The 13,951-nt window shown below is 62.3% G+C and carries 12 protein-coding genes and 2 pseudogenes; 7 read left to right on the forward strand and 7 right to left on the reverse strand.

The window, feature by feature from the left end; all coding sequences use genetic code 11:
* The 3 genes and pseudogenes from NED98_RS19715 to NED98_RS19725 all read left to right on the forward strand — a co-directional run.
* The coding region (locus NED98_RS19715) for an SRPBCC family protein (RefSeq protein WP_265314152.1) at positions 1-1,353 on the forward strand (1,353 nt) is incomplete at its 5' end.
* A gap of 531 nt (positions 1,354-1,884) precedes the next feature.
* A pseudogene (locus NED98_RS19720) lies at positions 1,885-3,033 on the forward strand (IS3 family transposase).
* Between the two features lie 668 nt (positions 3,034-3,701).
* Positions 3,702-3,881 (forward strand): hypothetical protein, encoded by a 180-nt coding sequence (locus tag NED98_RS19725; protein WP_265314153.1) that lies wholly within the window; start codon positions 3,702-3,704, stop codon positions 3,879-3,881.
* 174 nt (positions 3,882-4,055) lie between these two features.
* Here NED98_RS19725 and NED98_RS19730 read toward each other — a convergent pair whose 3' ends face one another.
* The 3 genes and pseudogenes from NED98_RS19730 to NED98_RS19735 form a co-directional block, all read right to left on the reverse strand.
* On the reverse strand, positions 4,056-4,976 hold the full coding sequence (locus NED98_RS19730) for a hypothetical protein (RefSeq protein WP_265314154.1): 921 nt from the start codon (positions 4,974-4,976) through the stop codon (positions 4,056-4,058).
* Positions 4,977-5,101: 125 nt separating this feature from the next.
* Positions 5,102-5,323: pseudogene (locus NED98_RS23430) on the reverse strand (energy transducer TonB); the annotation flags it as partial.
* A gap of 478 nt (positions 5,324-5,801) precedes the next feature.
* Entirely contained in the window at positions 5,802-6,197 is a 396-nt protein-coding gene (locus tag NED98_RS19735; protein WP_265314155.1) for a YbjQ family protein, read from the reverse strand.
* 132 nt (positions 6,198-6,329) lie between these two features.
* Between NED98_RS19735 and NED98_RS19740 the strand changes: the two genes are divergently transcribed.
* Positions 6,330-6,866 carry a hypothetical protein gene (locus tag NED98_RS19740; RefSeq protein WP_265314156.1) on the forward strand — a complete coding sequence of 179 codons (537 nt, stop codon included), beginning with the start codon at positions 6,330-6,332 and terminating at the stop codon, positions 6,864-6,866.
* A 1,103-nt stretch (positions 6,867-7,969) separates the two neighbouring features.
* Here the strand turns inward: NED98_RS19740 and NED98_RS19745 are convergent.
* Entirely contained in the window at positions 7,970-8,176 is a 207-nt protein-coding gene (locus NED98_RS19745; protein ID WP_265314157.1) for a helix-turn-helix transcriptional regulator, read from the reverse strand.
* A 288-nt stretch (positions 8,177-8,464) separates the two neighbouring features.
* On the opposite strand from NED98_RS19745, the gene NED98_RS19750 reads away from it, so the two are divergent.
* The gene (locus NED98_RS19750; protein ID WP_265314158.1) at positions 8,465-9,412 is read left to right on the forward strand and encodes a HEPN domain-containing protein; all 948 of its coding nucleotides are present in this window, start codon (positions 8,465-8,467) and stop codon (positions 9,410-9,412) included.
* On the opposite strand, the gene NED98_RS19755 is transcribed toward NED98_RS19750, so the two are convergent.
* From NED98_RS19755 to NED98_RS19765, 3 genes are read right to left on the reverse strand one after another with little or no spacing between them, the layout of a single operon-like run.
* On the reverse strand, positions 9,401-9,565 hold the full coding sequence (locus NED98_RS19755) for a DUF6771 family protein (protein WP_265314159.1): 165 nt from the start codon (positions 9,563-9,565) through the stop codon (positions 9,401-9,403). The genes NED98_RS19750 and NED98_RS19755 overlap by 12 nt on opposite strands.
* A 36-nt stretch (positions 9,566-9,601) precedes the next feature.
* Positions 9,602-9,805, reverse strand: coding sequence for a conjugal transfer protein TraD (locus tag NED98_RS19760; RefSeq protein ID WP_265314160.1), 204 nt, complete (start codon positions 9,803-9,805; stop codon positions 9,602-9,604).
* A 16-nt stretch (positions 9,806-9,821) separates the two neighbouring features.
* Positions 9,822-10,151 carry a conjugal transfer protein TraD gene (locus NED98_RS19765; protein WP_265314161.1) on the reverse strand — a complete coding sequence of 110 codons (330 nt, stop codon included), beginning with the start codon at positions 10,149-10,151 and terminating at the stop codon, positions 9,822-9,824.
* Positions 10,152-10,322: 171 nt separating this feature from the next.
* On the opposite strand from NED98_RS19765, the gene traA reads away from it, so the two are divergent.
* Positions 10,323-13,277, forward strand: a complete 2,955-nt coding sequence (gene traA, locus NED98_RS19770) for a Ti-type conjugative transfer relaxase TraA (RefSeq protein ID WP_265314162.1) — start codon at positions 10,323-10,325, stop codon at positions 13,275-13,277.
* A gap of 262 nt (positions 13,278-13,539) precedes the next feature.
* The gene (locus tag NED98_RS19775; protein WP_265314163.1) at positions 13,540-13,860 is read left to right on the forward strand and encodes a DUF736 domain-containing protein; all 321 of its coding nucleotides are present in this window, start codon (positions 13,540-13,542) and stop codon (positions 13,858-13,860) included.
* Positions 13,861-13,951 lie beyond the last annotated feature (91 nt).

Consider the following 13,951-nt stretch of genomic DNA (forward strand, 5'->3'; position numbering starts at 1 on the left):
ATGGCACCCTTCAAAGCCTTCGCCGGCGAGACCGGCCCGCTCCGCTACGCGCTCGCGGCGTCATTGCTCCTGCTGGCGCAACCCCTTTCAGTGATGTTGATATTTCACATTGCGGGCTGGCCGCTGGTAAGTGACGCAAGCTTCTGGTTCTTGCCGCTTCGTCGCCTCGCGCTCGTGCGCACACTATCGGCGGCGCAGGCAGCAATAGCCTTCGCGCTCAGCCTGGCTGCTACCGGAACGTTGGCCGTTCTCTCGTTTCGTCGGGCACGATGGTCCCGCGTCGGATATTTCTTCGCGGCGCTGACGATCGTGCCCGGCGTGCAGATCGTGGCAGTGGCCATCCTCGCGTTGCTGCCGCGCGATGAAGTCGCGCCTGATCCCGAACCCGGCTTCGCGATCGCCCATATCATCCAGGGCCTCATCGCGGGCGGCGCGATCATTGTGCTGGCGGTGCTGGTCTCGGCGCTGAGTTTCGGCGCTTACGGCTGGAGCCTGTTCGTGATGACCCCGCTTCTGGTCGGGGTCACGACCGGCTATCTGGCCAACCGTCGCCATCTTCTGGGTGCGGGGCGAACCGCAATGATCGTGCTGGCCGCCGCTGCGCTGGGGACGGTGTCGCTCATCCTGTTCGCGCTTGAGGGACTGGTCTGCATCCTGCTGGCCTCGCCGCTTGGCGCGCTCGCCGCACTCCTTGGGGGTGCGATAGGACGGGCGGCTGCCAAGGCAGGGCATTCCGGCAACAGGCCGCTGCTGGGCCTTGCCCTCCTTCCCGGACTCTTCGCGCTGGAAGGTGCGATGCCGCCATCGGTGCCGATCGAAACCCACGCTGCGATCGACATCGACGCGCCGCCTTCGGCAGTATGGGCCGCCTTGATCGACGCCGCTCCCGTTACAGGAAGCCCCGGCCTAGTCGGCGTTACCGGCCTTGCCTATCCCGTCCGTGGTCGCCTGCTCGGCGCCGGCGTGGGCGCAATCCGCCTGGGGGACTTCTCGACCGGTACCGCGCGTGAGCAGGTCGTCGAATGGCGGCCCGATCATCGGCTCGCTTTCAGGGTCCTTCATCAACCGCCCGCGATGGAGGAGATGAGCCCCTATCGCCACGTTCATGCGCCGCATGTGAATGGCTATTTCACGACGGGAGAGACGCGCTTCTCGCTAATCGCGCTTGCCGGCCAGCGCACGCGGCTTGTTGTCGATGCCGCCCATCGCCTGCGGATCGATCCAGCGCTCTATTGGGAGCCGCTGGCGCGGCTGGCGATACGATTGAACGTGTCGCGCGTGTTCGACGACATTCGCGTCAAGGCAGAGCGTTCGCCATTGCGGGATCATCGTAAAGCTGCCGGATATTTGTGACCGGATCTGGGTGGCTGCATGATTGCAGAATGGTGGCTCAACGGTCAACGACTCAGGAAAGCGGGCATACCCCTGTTGGATAAGCTGCCCGACCGTTGCCGCCGCAGCTGCCGCCGCTGGAGGAGAATATATGCCCGCTAAAACCAGACGTTGACCGAGGTTGAAGAATTGCTCAATCTGCCTCGATGAAAGTGTGACGCGTCCTCCAAACCATCGCCATCGTCGCTACATCCGTGGCCGCTAGGTGGTGGACGTGGGGAATGGCGAATTCAGATCGATGCTTGGATGTGGGCGGCAATTGGAATGCCGTTCTTGATTCTTGTAACCTGCGCGCTGACAGCTGACGCCCGAATTGGGTCGCCCGGCAACGCGCGGCGCGTTCCTAATTGCAACCCCCCGCGCGAATGTTATTTAGGCACAATGAGTGGCGGCGCGGATACCACAGCTCGGATTGCGGCAGTCTGCTACACTGGCCTGCTGCCGGTTTGATGGACACCGAGATAAGGTGTTTTCATCAATCGGAGGCCCTTAATGCAGAGAAGGAAGTTCACCCGGGAGTTCAAGCTCGAGGCGGTGCGATTGATCCGCGAGCGCGGAGTGACGATAGCGCAGGCCGCTCGCGACCTGGACATCCACGAGAATCTGTTGCGCAGCTGGGTAAAGGCATTTGCTGCTGATCCAGGGCATGCCTTTCCGGGACACGGTCAAATGAAGCCGGAACAGTTGGAGATCGAGCGGCTACGCCGTGAAGTGGCCAAGCTGAAAGCGGAGCGCGACATCCTAAAAAAAGCCGCCGCCTACTTCGCGAAGGACTCGATATGAGGTTCGCCTTTATCGCGAAGCGCCGAGGGATCTGGCCGGTGTCATGGATGTGTGGGGCGCTCGGTGTCTCGCGAAGCGGCTTTCACGCCTGGCTCACTCGGGCGCCCTCGCAGCGCGAGCGTGACGATGAAGTGATCGGCGCCAGGATCAAGGCGAGCCACGTCGGCAGCTACCGCACTTATGGCGCACGCCGGGTCTGGCATGACCTGCTGGCCGAGGGTATTTCCTGCGGCCTGCACCGGGTCGAGCGGCTCATGCGTCAGCAGGGCCTGCGGGCGAGGCCGCGCCGTCGCGGACTGCCGAAGGACCAGGGCGAACGCTCGGTCATCGCCGGCAACCTGCTCGATCGTCAGTTCACGGCCGACAGGCCAAACCAGAAGTGGATCGCCGACTTCACCTAACATCTGGACGGCGGAAGGCTGGCTCTACGTTGCTGCCGTGATCGACCTGTTCTCGCGCAGGGTGGTTGGCTGGTCGATGAGCGACACCATGACTGCCCAGCTCGTTACCGACGCGCTGATCATGGCGATCTGGAGACAGGGCAAACCCGACGCCCTGCTGCATCACTCGGATCAGGGAAGTCAATATACAAGTGAGCAGTTTCAGCGACTTATGGCGGATAACGGTGTCACCTGCTCGATGAGCCGGTCCGGTAACGTCTGGGATAATGCTGCCATGGAAAGCTTCTTCTCATCGCTCAAAACCGAGCGGATCGGGAAGAAGGTCTACCGTACGAGAGCGCAGGCCAAGGCTGACGTGTTCGATTACGTCGAATGTTTCTACAATCCGACACGCCGCCACTCGACCCTGGGTTACATCAGTCCCATCGACTTCGAACGGGAAGCCGGTGTAGCCTAAATTAGCCTATCTCGGTGTCCGTCAAACCGGCAGCAGGCCACCTTTCTGCCCCCTGCGATAAACGCACCCACGGGAGTCGCCTGAGAACTGATCTGCGAAGAGTTGTCGCACCCAATCGAGGTGAGGGTTGGAGAGCATAGTAAAAAGCTAGCGAGAGGTGTGAAAGAGTGCAATGTCCGCTCCTCCCCCCTGCGGTGAATTGTGCACCAGAGCAAACTCGCCAAATGAGCAGCCTCTATCCCGCTCGTCGCGTGCCGCAGGGCATGATCCTAATCGGGGTCGTGTTCGTTACCGCCTCTCTTATAATGGCCCTCGGACATTTCGCATTCGGCGTCCCCGTTTATAATCGGAACACAGGTCAACCAGCATCCGACTTACCCATAGCCCTTCTGCTGCTCGCCTTCGCCGGCGTCGGTGTCCTTCTTGTTCTGGGAGGTCGTGCGATCCTCCGGGCGGCCATGCGATATTATCGCGAGCAGGTGACCGATGCTAATGGCCGCTAATCCCCTGCCATGACCCAAGAGCCGCCTGACCGAAATCCACCCATTTCAAGCGATTCCGCCGGGTGAATGCGTCCGCCATAACTGGTCGGGCCGTTGCAGTCCCAAAGCGATCGTTGACGACATGGGCTTATTCGCCACAATTCACCAATGACATTGCGTAGATCATTGACGTGGTTTGCGGGCACGGCGCTGCTGTTCGTGGTGTGCTGCCTGGTCATGTTCCGTTTCGGTCATGCGATGAGCGAGCCAGTAGTGGTCTACCCTTTCATTGCCGCTTGGGGCGTCAGTGCTCTCGCTTGGCCGTTGTTCGCGATGCTTGCGTTCAGGGCGCTGCGCGACCGCTGACGCCCCAGAAACTGTCATTGAGGGACCGCGTTTCACGCCCCGAATGCGGAAGTAAATGGATCGGTTCAATTTGCCCGCCTTAATATCCGCCAAACCGACAGCTGGCCACAAGCCTCGCGGGCGCCCCGGCCCTGGCGCCCTTCGGACCCTTCGGAATCGGTAAATGCGAACCTCTCAGCTATTCTTGGCAGGCAGAGGAAAATATGGCGAGCGGCTTGCGTGAAATGGAGGATCGTGACGATCGATCGCGAATATGTTCGTGCCAAAAATTCGAAGCAACGGCTTCCGAGGAATCAATCCTTTACGGAATTCGATATCGAGCCTTGGGTATCGTGTTTCGTCTAACGGGAGCACGCCGATCGGAATAGGGCCATCGGGATCAACTAGACCCGCCTCGGTAAATGCTTTCACAAATTCTGGAGAAACAACCATATCGGCCCTCGGCCATCCAAGAATGGTGAACGCGGCGCTCTGCAGATATGGTGCATCTTTCAGCGCCACCTTGATCTTTCCGTTTAATTCTCCGCCGACGTGATAAAATCGCGCCATCGGCTTATCCGGAAGCGCATGATTTTCCTCGACTAGCGGCGTTAAAACCGCGTCGGTATTCGAAACATCGACTAAATCAAAAGTCGCAAAAGACCACCACATCCAGTGGGTTCCCGCGACCACTGGCCCGCCGCCGTAGTCCTCCGAATTTACACCCTTCGTCGAATAAACCATCGAAACGGGATAGAATTCGGAATTCATTAACGGAATTGTCTCCAGAACTTTCTTTACGCGGTTGCTGACGACAAATAGTGATTTCGTGTAGTGTATTTTTGCCATTTCAAGCGGGTTATCAGGCGTCTTGCCTCGGCTGAAAACGTAGACCGGATTGGGTATCTTGCCTGTCAACGAACCGGGCATGTAGCCGCGCGTGAGCATCTCGAGCTCCGCCTGAAATTGTTGCTCCCTCGGCGCTGGATATTCCGGTACCCGCGCCAAATAAGCCGCAGCGAGACTGCCCGGGCCATTGGGATCATCACAGGGACTTTGCCCGCGGGTCGTCATGAGCACATCGATAGGGCTATCCAAATCCATTTGTGCGCTCATTTTCCGTGCCTTACCTCTGGAGCCCTCGATAGGCGACCGACAGTTTCTCTCGGGTGGATAACGATCAAACCGCTTTCGTCGAAGTACCGGCGAAAGCGGGCGCGATCTATGATCTGGACCTTGGCCTATCTCGAAAGGGCCCACGTCACCTTCGTATCGGCGTAACTGTCGATCGGTTTGCCGGCGCCGTTGGTCGCGGGTGAGTAACGGACTCTGGTGAGGAATATGCGGCAGGCGGCTACGTCCAGTACGTCGTGGCCACTGGTCTGGCTGACCTGGCATTCCTTAACCGGTCCGTCGGCGCCCACTTTCACGTGAATGAAGACGGTGCCCTCCCTCCGTTTCTGAGCGCTTCTGGCGGATAGTTGCCCTTATTGTACATTTGCGCCTTCGCTTGCACGCCGAGTAAGACGATGATGCCCAGGACTAACGTGGCGAGCTTCATTGTCGAAACATACGCGCGAAGCTTTACTCAAGTCCATATGATCTCGTTAAGAGCGATAGCATGCGCGGGCCTTCTTGGAAGTGAAACGGGGGGGGGGCGTCAACCGGCAAGCGTTGCCTCGACGAGAAGCCTCCGTTCCAACCTTCCCGCGGCGGCTCGCAGGACGCCAAGCTGGCGGCCGCCAGCCGAGTTTGAGCGCCCACACCCTCCGGACCGTTAGCCACCCAAACTCGGTCGTGACGGAATGCCGCCTCTCGCGTCGGAAACCTGGCTGCCCGGTTTCGGGAAGGGATGTTGCGAGCCGAAACTGCGGCAAAGAAGGCGCGAAGCAGCCGATCGCCGAGGGGCCTGCGGTCGGCACGCCCCTCGGCCTGGCTCAGTTATGATCCCGGGTTGGATTTTACTTCTGCAGGTGCCGTGAATTTGACCGCCGTCCCGGTGGCATTGGTCTTGCCCCAGCTGAACGCGGAGACGTGGGAATCTCCGTACTTTGCGTTGACCACCGCGTCGGCGCCTAGCTTCTCGGCGCGCTCCCACAGCTCTCGGTAAATCTTTGCCTGCGATGCTTCCTTGCTGAAGACGGTTGCCTTGCGGACACCCGCCTTCACTTCGCCGACGACGGTGTAGGGCCGATCGGTAATATCGTAAGCGAATACCGGAACGCCGACCTCTTCGTTGACCACCGCATATTGCTTGGCGGCCTTGTCCTTCGCGATCGCGCCTCCGGCAACCAGGCCAAGAGCGACCGACAAGGCAATGCCTTGTAAAATTTTCATCGATTAAAACCCCCGGTTTGACTGACAGCGACAATCGCTACCCGTCCATTCACTCCGGCTCGCCGGAGTGAACGGCGATGACTTGCGACATCTGCGGTTCGAGCGCAAGATAGTGATATCTGGGGGGATATAATGATCGCGATATTGTTAGCCGCGCAAGCGGCGCTGGCTGGTTCTGTCCCGGTCGAGGGTGCTGTCGAGCAAGTCGCGCCGGTGGTGATCCCGCAAGATACGCCGGTTGAGCTCCTGGCGCCGAGCGAAGTGAGCACTGCCAGCGCAAAGCCGGGCCTCATTTTCAAGCTGCGCGTGAACAAACCGATCATGATCGGAGGGAAAACCGTCGTGCCGGTGGGCACGCCGGCGTTCGGGCAGGTGGTAACGGCGACGGACTCGGGCGGTCTCGGCAAATCCGGACGCATGACAGCGAAGCTGCTCGCAATCAGGTTGGACAAGACCGAAATTCCCCTCGAGGGTGAGACCAGCGAGCGAGGCACAGGCGCGGGTTCGGCCGGCGTTGCGGTGCTATTCACCGGCGTGGTTGGCCTGTTCCATCGCGGGAACAATGCGAAGATCAAGGCGGGTGAAATTCTCACCGGCTTTGTTGCTCGGGATACGGCGGTGCCGGCGACCGGAGTTTCTGCGCCAACGGCTGCCCAGCAGCATCAATGAGAGGCCTGCTTGCTGCGTTGATATTGATCGGCTCTTCACCTGCGCCGGCTCAAACCACGACTCTGGCCGTCCCGTTGGGAACCCCGGTCATGCTCGCAACTACGACCGAACTGTCGAGCCGATCAAATGTAAAAGGAGATATGGTGCCGTTGCGCGTCGAAGAGGACGTAAAGATAGAAGGCAGACGCGTGATCGCTCGTGGCACCGAGGCGGTGGGGCAGGTTGTCGATGCACGCGCAAAAGGAGCGATGGGTATGTCCGGTCGGCTTGTTCTCCGACCCCTGTATGTGCGAGTCGGCGAGCGTATCGTTCGCCTTTCAGGTCAGTCCGTGGATAAGGCATCAGTGACCGCCGGCGCCGTTATCGGAAGCGTAGCGATAGGACCGGTATTCACGGGGCGAAGCGCCGTGATTCCATCGGGAGCCCGGGTGAGCGCCATGGTCGAGAAGACTGTTCAGCTGCCACCGATCGATTGATCAGCAGCTCAGCGGAGCGTAGCGCTTCACCGCAAACCCACCGCGTACCTGTTCACACGACAGAACCCGCCCAGCGGCAGAGCAAAGCGCAACGACCCGTCCGTAGCCATCAATATCCGTCTGACGACAATCAATCGATCCTCCGCCTATCAGCTGACGGAGATTGTCGGTGCTGACGTAGGGGTCTCCGGGTGTACAATCCCGGCCAGGGCGGCAATGTCCGGGAAGTTCGGGAGCGTCGATCCCGGAAAGCCGGACCCGAGTTGAACCGCAGCGCAAAGTGTCGCCATCAACGACGCGCGGATCGGCGCAAGCAAACGAAGCTGCCCGCAACTCCGGTTGTCCAAGCGCAGGTTCTTTGGAGGCTTCGTAGGCGCCCAGACCAAGTAGGACACCGCCCAGGATTGCCGGACCGAGCATCGGAAAAGAGCGGGCTTTCCTCCGCCGGCGTCTTTAATATACGACGGCGGTAAGGCCACGCGGCGAGATTGGCTATCCCTATATGTCTGGCTATCTCGCTGGTCGGCATGAAATCGGAGGACGGAGGCCGCCCCGGTCTCGAGAAGCGGTGTTGCGGGCCGGAGCGGCGGCAATCGGGCTGCATGGCGGCCGATCGGCCGCACGACGTCATTGCTGATCGATGCTGTAGAACATAGGATTGCGCATCCATTCATTGACCGCGGATTCGCGCCAGCCGATGCAGCGCTGGGCGATCCGCACCCGTTTCGGAAACGTCCCCGCGTCCATCTTGCGATAGAGCGTGGAGCGGCTGAGCCCGGTACGATCAAGGACAGCATCGAGACGAAGAATCCGGTCGGGCGGTTGGGAAGCCATGTTCTCCTCCTGTACGTCATGACGCATTATGCGTCGGCACAGGAGAGGGTTGCGGCTTTCGTTTCGAGCTCGTCAACCCGCTGGGATTCCACCATTTCCAGGATTGTCGAACAGCATCGCAAGGCCGGAAACTGCCGCGCAGAATCGCGTAGAAAAAATATTTTTGCCCGCCGGCGTCCCTTTTCGGCCGTGGGACGCCATGGGACGAATGCCGGCTGTCCCAATCACCCCCAGATCGACTCCATCGGCATTTGTCGCGCCGAGTCGGCGGCGCTAGGATCGGGCGCGATGCGCACCGACCTCGATCATCTGCCGCCAACCAAGCAGCGCGAACTCGAACGCGTGGTGCAGATCATCTTCGAGGAATTCGCCGACACGCTGGCGCTCGCGCAGCACAAATGGAAAAAGCAGGGCCGGATCGAGAAGATCATCCTCTACGGCTCGTACGCGCGTGGCGGCTGGGTCGACGAGCCGCATACCGCCAAGGGCTACCAGTCGGACTATGACCTGCTGATCATCGTCAACGACAAACGCCTCACCGATCGCGTCGATTACTGGTTGAAGCTGGAGGAGCGCCTCAACCGCGAACTGGCGATCACGAAGACGCTGCGCACCCCGGTAAATTTCATCGTCCATACGCTGCAGGAAGTGAACGACGGCCTCGCCCACGGCCGCTATTTCTTCATGGACATCCGCGACGACGGGATCGCGATCTACCAGACGCTCCCGACCGAGCTTCATCTGCCCAAGCCAAAGACGCCGAAACAGGCGCTGAAGATGGCGAGGGAATATTTTGACGAGTGGTTTCCCAGCGCCGGGGAATTCTTCGACGATTTCAAATCCAACGTCGAGCGCAGGCGGTTTAAGAAGGCGGCCTTTGAGCTCCATCAATGCGTCGAACGCCTGTACCACTGCGTGCTGCTGGTGAAGACGTTTTACACGCCACACGTTCACAATATCGGCTTCCTGCGCACCCAGGCCGAACGGCTCGATCTGCGGCTGGTCGACGCGTGGCCCCGCGAGAACCGCTTCGAACGCGCGAGCTGGGAGAAGCTCAAGGAAGCTTACGTGAAGGCCCGCTACTCGAAACACTATCGCATCACGGAAGAGGAACTGCGCTGGCTCGGCGAGCGCGTCGAGGCGCTGGGCGCCGCGGTGCACGCGGTGTGCAGCGACCGCATCGCCGAACTCGAAGCGACGGCGGCGAGGCCCAGACCCAAACCCTCAGCCGAATGAGGCCGCCGCATCGCGCAGCGCCTGCGCGATGATCGCCGCCATCGCATCCTCCGCGCGCTCACGGATCGCGGCATCAGGCGAGGCGAGGTCATGCCGCACCCATTGCGGCGCGCGCCCAACTGCGGCGAGAATGATCGGCTGCAAATCGTCCATCCGGCGCCTGTGCCCGTTCCGACGCGTCGCGGCAAATCAGTCGTGCCCGAATGCCCGCCGCCCACGCCGCCGCCACAAGGCGATCGTCTGATCGCGATCCTCGCTGCGCAACCGCGCGGCGGCCTCATCAAGCAGCCCGAGCAATACCGCACGATCGTCGTCGGTAAGGTCGACGAGACCCGCCTTCACGACGAGCCCGCCAAGCTCGATCAGCTGCCGCGTGCGCTCCCTGCGCTGCATCACCCGGTCCCGCCGATCATGCCGGGCCTGACTGAGCGCGGTCCGATGCCGCATCGCCCGCAGCCGACGCAGTATCGCCCGGTTGCGCCTCAGCGCTGTCGCGAGTTTGTCCGCGCGCCCGTCCGCGAGAAAAGAAGGTGGCGCCGCGTTTGCGCCACGCCTCCCGCTTGGCGGGGTCGGCACCACGCGCGGCCAGCAATACGCCGGCGAGTTCCTCAGCTCCCAGCGTGTCAGCGCAGATGGCGACGACGAGTGCGCCAAGCTGGCGCAGCTGCTTGTCCTCCAGATCCCGCAAACGTTGTTCGAGCGCGCTAAGCTCGGCATGATAATCACGTGGTTTGCGCATGATGTCCTCGCTTGGTAATTGATGAGGACGAACCAGTTATCGTCGCGTTCGATCAGTCGCAATCACCTGAAATCTCATGGGACGCAGCTGTCCCGAGAAAGATGAAATCTTTTGAGGGCGCGCTTATACGTCGTGCCGACGTCGCTTGTAGGTAGTAGATGGATGATCGCCATGGCGATCTACCATCTCAGCGTCAAAGTCATCAGCCGCGCCAACGGATCGTCGGCGCTGGCGGCTGCGGCCTATCGCTCCGCATCGCGACTGCACGACGATCGGCTGGATCGCGATCATAATTTCTCGAACAAGACCGGCGTGGTGCATTCGGAGGTGCTGCTGCCGGATAATGCGCCCGACGAATGGCATGATCGCGAGCGGCTGTGGAATGATGTCGAGGCCGCGGAACTGCGCAAGGACGCGCAGCTCGCGCGCGAGGTCGAGTTCGCCATTCCGCGCGAGATGACCAGGGAGCAGGGCATCGAGCTGGCACGCGACTTCGTGTCGGCGGAGTTCGTCGATCGCGGCATGGTCGCCGATCTCAATGTGCATTGGGATATCGGTGCGGACGGCGAGCCAAAGCCCCACGCTCATGTCATGCTGAGCATGCGCGAGATTACCGACGAAAGCGGCTTTGGCGCCAAGGTGCGCGACTGGAACCGCACCGATCTCGTCGAGCGCTGGCGCGAACGCTGGGCCGAACATGTCAACCAGCGGCTGGCCGAGCTCGATATCGATGCGCGGATCGATCATCGCAGCTTCCGGGATCGCGGGATCGATCTCGAACCGCAGGGCAAGATCGGTGCGCCGGCGCAGCGCATGGAACGCGACGGCCAGCTTGCCAACCGCGCCGAGATCCACCGCGAGATCGCGCGTGACAATGGTGCGCGGATCATCGCCGATCCCAGCCTCGGGCTCGACCAGATCACCCACGGGCAGGCGACGTTCACCCGGCGTGACATGGCGATAATGGCGCACCGTCATTCCGACGGTGTCGAGCAGTTCAACGATGTGATGGCCGCGATGCGCGGCGCGCCGGAGCTCGTCGCGCTGGGGGTCGACGGACGCGGTGAGGAACGGTTCACCACGCGTGAGATGATCGAGACCGAGCAGCGGCTCGAACAGGCGGCGCGGATGATGGCGGAACGTGAGCATCATCGCGTTGCTGATCGCGATCGTGAGCGCGCATTGGCACGGGCCGTCGAGCGTGAGCTCGTGCTGTCGGGCGAGCAGGCCGATGCGCTCGCGCATGTGACCCAGGGACCCGATCTTGGCGTCGTGGTTGGCTATGCCGGGACCGGCAAGAGCGCGATGCTCGGCGTCGCGCGGGAAGCTTGGGAAGACGCCGGGTACAATGTGCGCGGCGCTGCCCTGTCGGGGATCGCCGCCGAGGGGCTGGAGAATGGCTCGGGCATCGGCTCGCGCACCATTGCGAGCCTCGAGCATCAATGGGAGCGGGGGCGCGATCTGCTCACGGCAAATGACATCCTGGTGATCGACGAGGCCGGGATGGTCGGCACGCGGCAGATGGAACGCGTGCTTGATCACGCCGCCGAGGCCGGCGCCAAGGTCGTGCTGGTTGGCGATCCCGAGCAGCTTCAGGCGATCGAGGCGGGGGCAGCCTTCCGCGCGATCCACGAGCGGCATGGCGGGGTCGAGATCACCGAAGTTCGGCGCCAGCGCGTCGACTGGCAGCGCGATGCGACCCGGCATCTTGCAACCGGCCGGACCGGCGAAGCGCTGCAGGCCTATGACGACCACGGCATGGTTCATGCGGCGGGCTCGCGCGATGAGGCGCGCAAGGATCTGATCGATCGCTGGGATCGTGACCGGCAGGCGAGCCCCGGCGACAGCCGGATCATCCTCACCCACACCAATGAGGAGGTCGGCGAGCTCAATGCGGCGGCGCGCGAGCGGATGCGCGAAATGGGCGGGCTCGGCGATGATGTCCGGCTGACGGTCAATCGCGGTGAGCGTGATTTTGCGCGTGGCGATCGCATCCTGTTCCTGCGCAACGAGCACGGTCTTGGGGTCAAGAATGGCACGCTGGGCACGATCGAGGAGGTGAGCAGGACCGGCATGACGGTACGCACCGATAGCGGGCGCGCGGTATCGTTCGACCATAAGGATTATGCTGACGTCGACCACGGCTATGCTGCGACGATCCACAAGACCCAGAGCATGACCGTCGACCGGGTCCATGTGCTGGCGACGCCGGGCATGGACGCGCATGCGAGCTATGTCGCCTTGTCGCGGCATCGTGATCGGGTCGATGTTCATTATGGTGGCGATGATTTTGCCGACCGCGAGCGCCTTACCCGCACCCTGTCGCGGGATCGGGCCAAGGACATGGCGTCGGATTATGAGCGCGTTGATCCCGAGCGCGCCTTTGCCGAGCGGCGCGGCATTACCCTGCGCGAGCGGATCGCCGAGGTGGTCCGCAAGGTGCCGGACAAGGTGCGGGGGATGTTCGACGGGTTGCGGCTGGCCGTGGGGAGCGCGCGCGAGGTCGGCCACCGGACGCTCGCAGACAAACCTGCTCCTCGCGAGCCCGAGCTGTCGCGCGAGCCACCGCCTGACCCGGATGAGGTGGCGCGCCGCATCCGGACCGAGGCGCTCAAGCGTCACGGCAGGGCCTATGATGCGGTGTTCGGCGCGGATCGGGCAGGGAAGGGCAGCCCTGATCAGTTGCGCGAGCTCGATGACGCACGCGCCGCGTTCGAGAAGGTGCGGCCGTTCGGACCGCGCGATGCCGAGGCGGCATATGCGAAGGACCCGGCCGCCGCCGCTGATGTGGTGCGCGGCAGCGTCAATCGCGCGATCCTTGCCCTTCAGGCCGAGACTGAGCTTCGCCTGAACGCCGACCAGTTCGTTCGGCGCTGGCAGGGTCTCGAGGCGGCGAGCCAGCGTCACTATGAGCTGGGTGATATGGACGCCTACAAGGCGATGCAGCGACGGATGGGCGATATGGCCATGGGGCTCCAGCGCGATCCGCAGCTTGAATCGGTCCTTGCCATCCGCAAGGCTGAGCTCGGCATCACCATCTCCAGCGGGCGCTCGCTTGGCGCGGAACTCGCCTATAACCATGGCATCGATATCGGCCTGGGTCGCGGGCGCGGTCTTGGACTGTAGCGCGGGGCGCTGAGACCGGAGGGAACAGCAGGTTATCCCCGGCAGACATCGTCCTTGGCGGCGAGGGTCGCGGTTGCCGGCCTCTCCTCATCCTTGCCCGTGAGCCACCCCGTCAGGGTTGCCTTGTGCGGGGCCGTCAGCCTCGTGCCGTCAACCCCGTGCGGGGTTCGCCCTTGCGTGAACGCTGCGGTGACGACGGCTGCCGGCCCCCTTGGGCGGCGACACCGGGGATGGTCCCCGGGCAAATGTGAGGAGATATCCTATGACCACGGTCGCAACGCTCACCGCCAAGGACGACGGCACGTTCGAGGGCAATCTGATGACGCTCATGGTCAGCGCGCCGATCATGATCGTCCCTAATCCGCGCAAGGCGAAGCCCACCGATCCCGATTACCGGGTCATCAGCCGTCGCAACGGGTTCGAGCTTGGCGCCGGCTGGACGCGCACCGCGCGCAGCAGCGGCGATAGCTACATCTCGGTCACGCTCTCGGCGCCGGAGTTTGGGACTATCTACGGCAATATCGCCAATGCGCCGGGCGGGGATTCCGCGCAGAAGGTTATCATCTGGAATCCGCCGGCCTGACGCCCTCGCTGGCCCCGTCGCGAGACGGGGCCAGCTACTGGCTGGCGGACCGGCGCCATTTTGGCGGTCAGGCGACGCGCGCTGCGCCCAC

The sequence above is a fragment of the Sphingomonas lycopersici genome (assembly GCF_026130605.1).
In the GTDB taxonomy this organism is placed as follows: Bacteria; Pseudomonadota; Alphaproteobacteria; order Sphingomonadales; family Sphingomonadaceae; genus Sphingomonas; species Sphingomonas lycopersici.

Excerpts from the sequence above, each read along its gene's own strand:
- NED98_RS19760 (WP_265314160.1), bottom strand. The coding sequence starts at position 9,805 with ATGCAGCGCAGGGAGCGCACGCGGCAGCTGATCGAGCTTGGCGGGCTC.
- NED98_RS19735 (WP_265314155.1), bottom strand. The coding sequence starts at position 6,197 with ATGAAAATTTTACAAGGCATTGCCTTGTCGGTCGCTCTTGGCCTGGTT.
- traA (WP_265314162.1), top strand. The coding sequence starts at position 10,323 with ATGGCGATCTACCATCTCAGCGTCAAAGTCATCAGCCGCGCCAACGGA.
- NED98_RS19765 (WP_265314161.1), bottom strand. The coding sequence starts at position 10,151 with ATGCGCAAACCACGTGATTATCATGCCGAGCTTAGCGCGCTCGAACAA.
- NED98_RS19745 (WP_265314157.1), bottom strand. The coding sequence starts at position 8,176 with ATGGCTTCCCAACCGCCCGACCGGATTCTTCGTCTCGATGCTGTCCTT.
- NED98_RS19750 (WP_265314158.1), top strand. The coding sequence starts at position 8,465 with ATGCGCACCGACCTCGATCATCTGCCGCCAACCAAGCAGCGCGAACTC.
- NED98_RS19775 (WP_265314163.1), top strand. The coding sequence starts at position 13,540 with ATGACCACGGTCGCAACGCTCACCGCCAAGGACGACGGCACGTTCGAG.
- NED98_RS19740 (WP_265314156.1), top strand. The coding sequence starts at position 6,330 with ATGATCGCGATATTGTTAGCCGCGCAAGCGGCGCTGGCTGGTTCTGTC.
- NED98_RS19730 (WP_265314154.1), bottom strand. The coding sequence starts at position 4,976 with ATGAGCGCACAAATGGATTTGGATAGCCCTATCGATGTGCTCATGACG.
- NED98_RS19755 (WP_265314159.1), bottom strand. The coding sequence starts at position 9,565 with ATGGACGATTTGCAGCCGATCATTCTCGCCGCAGTTGGGCGCGCGCCG.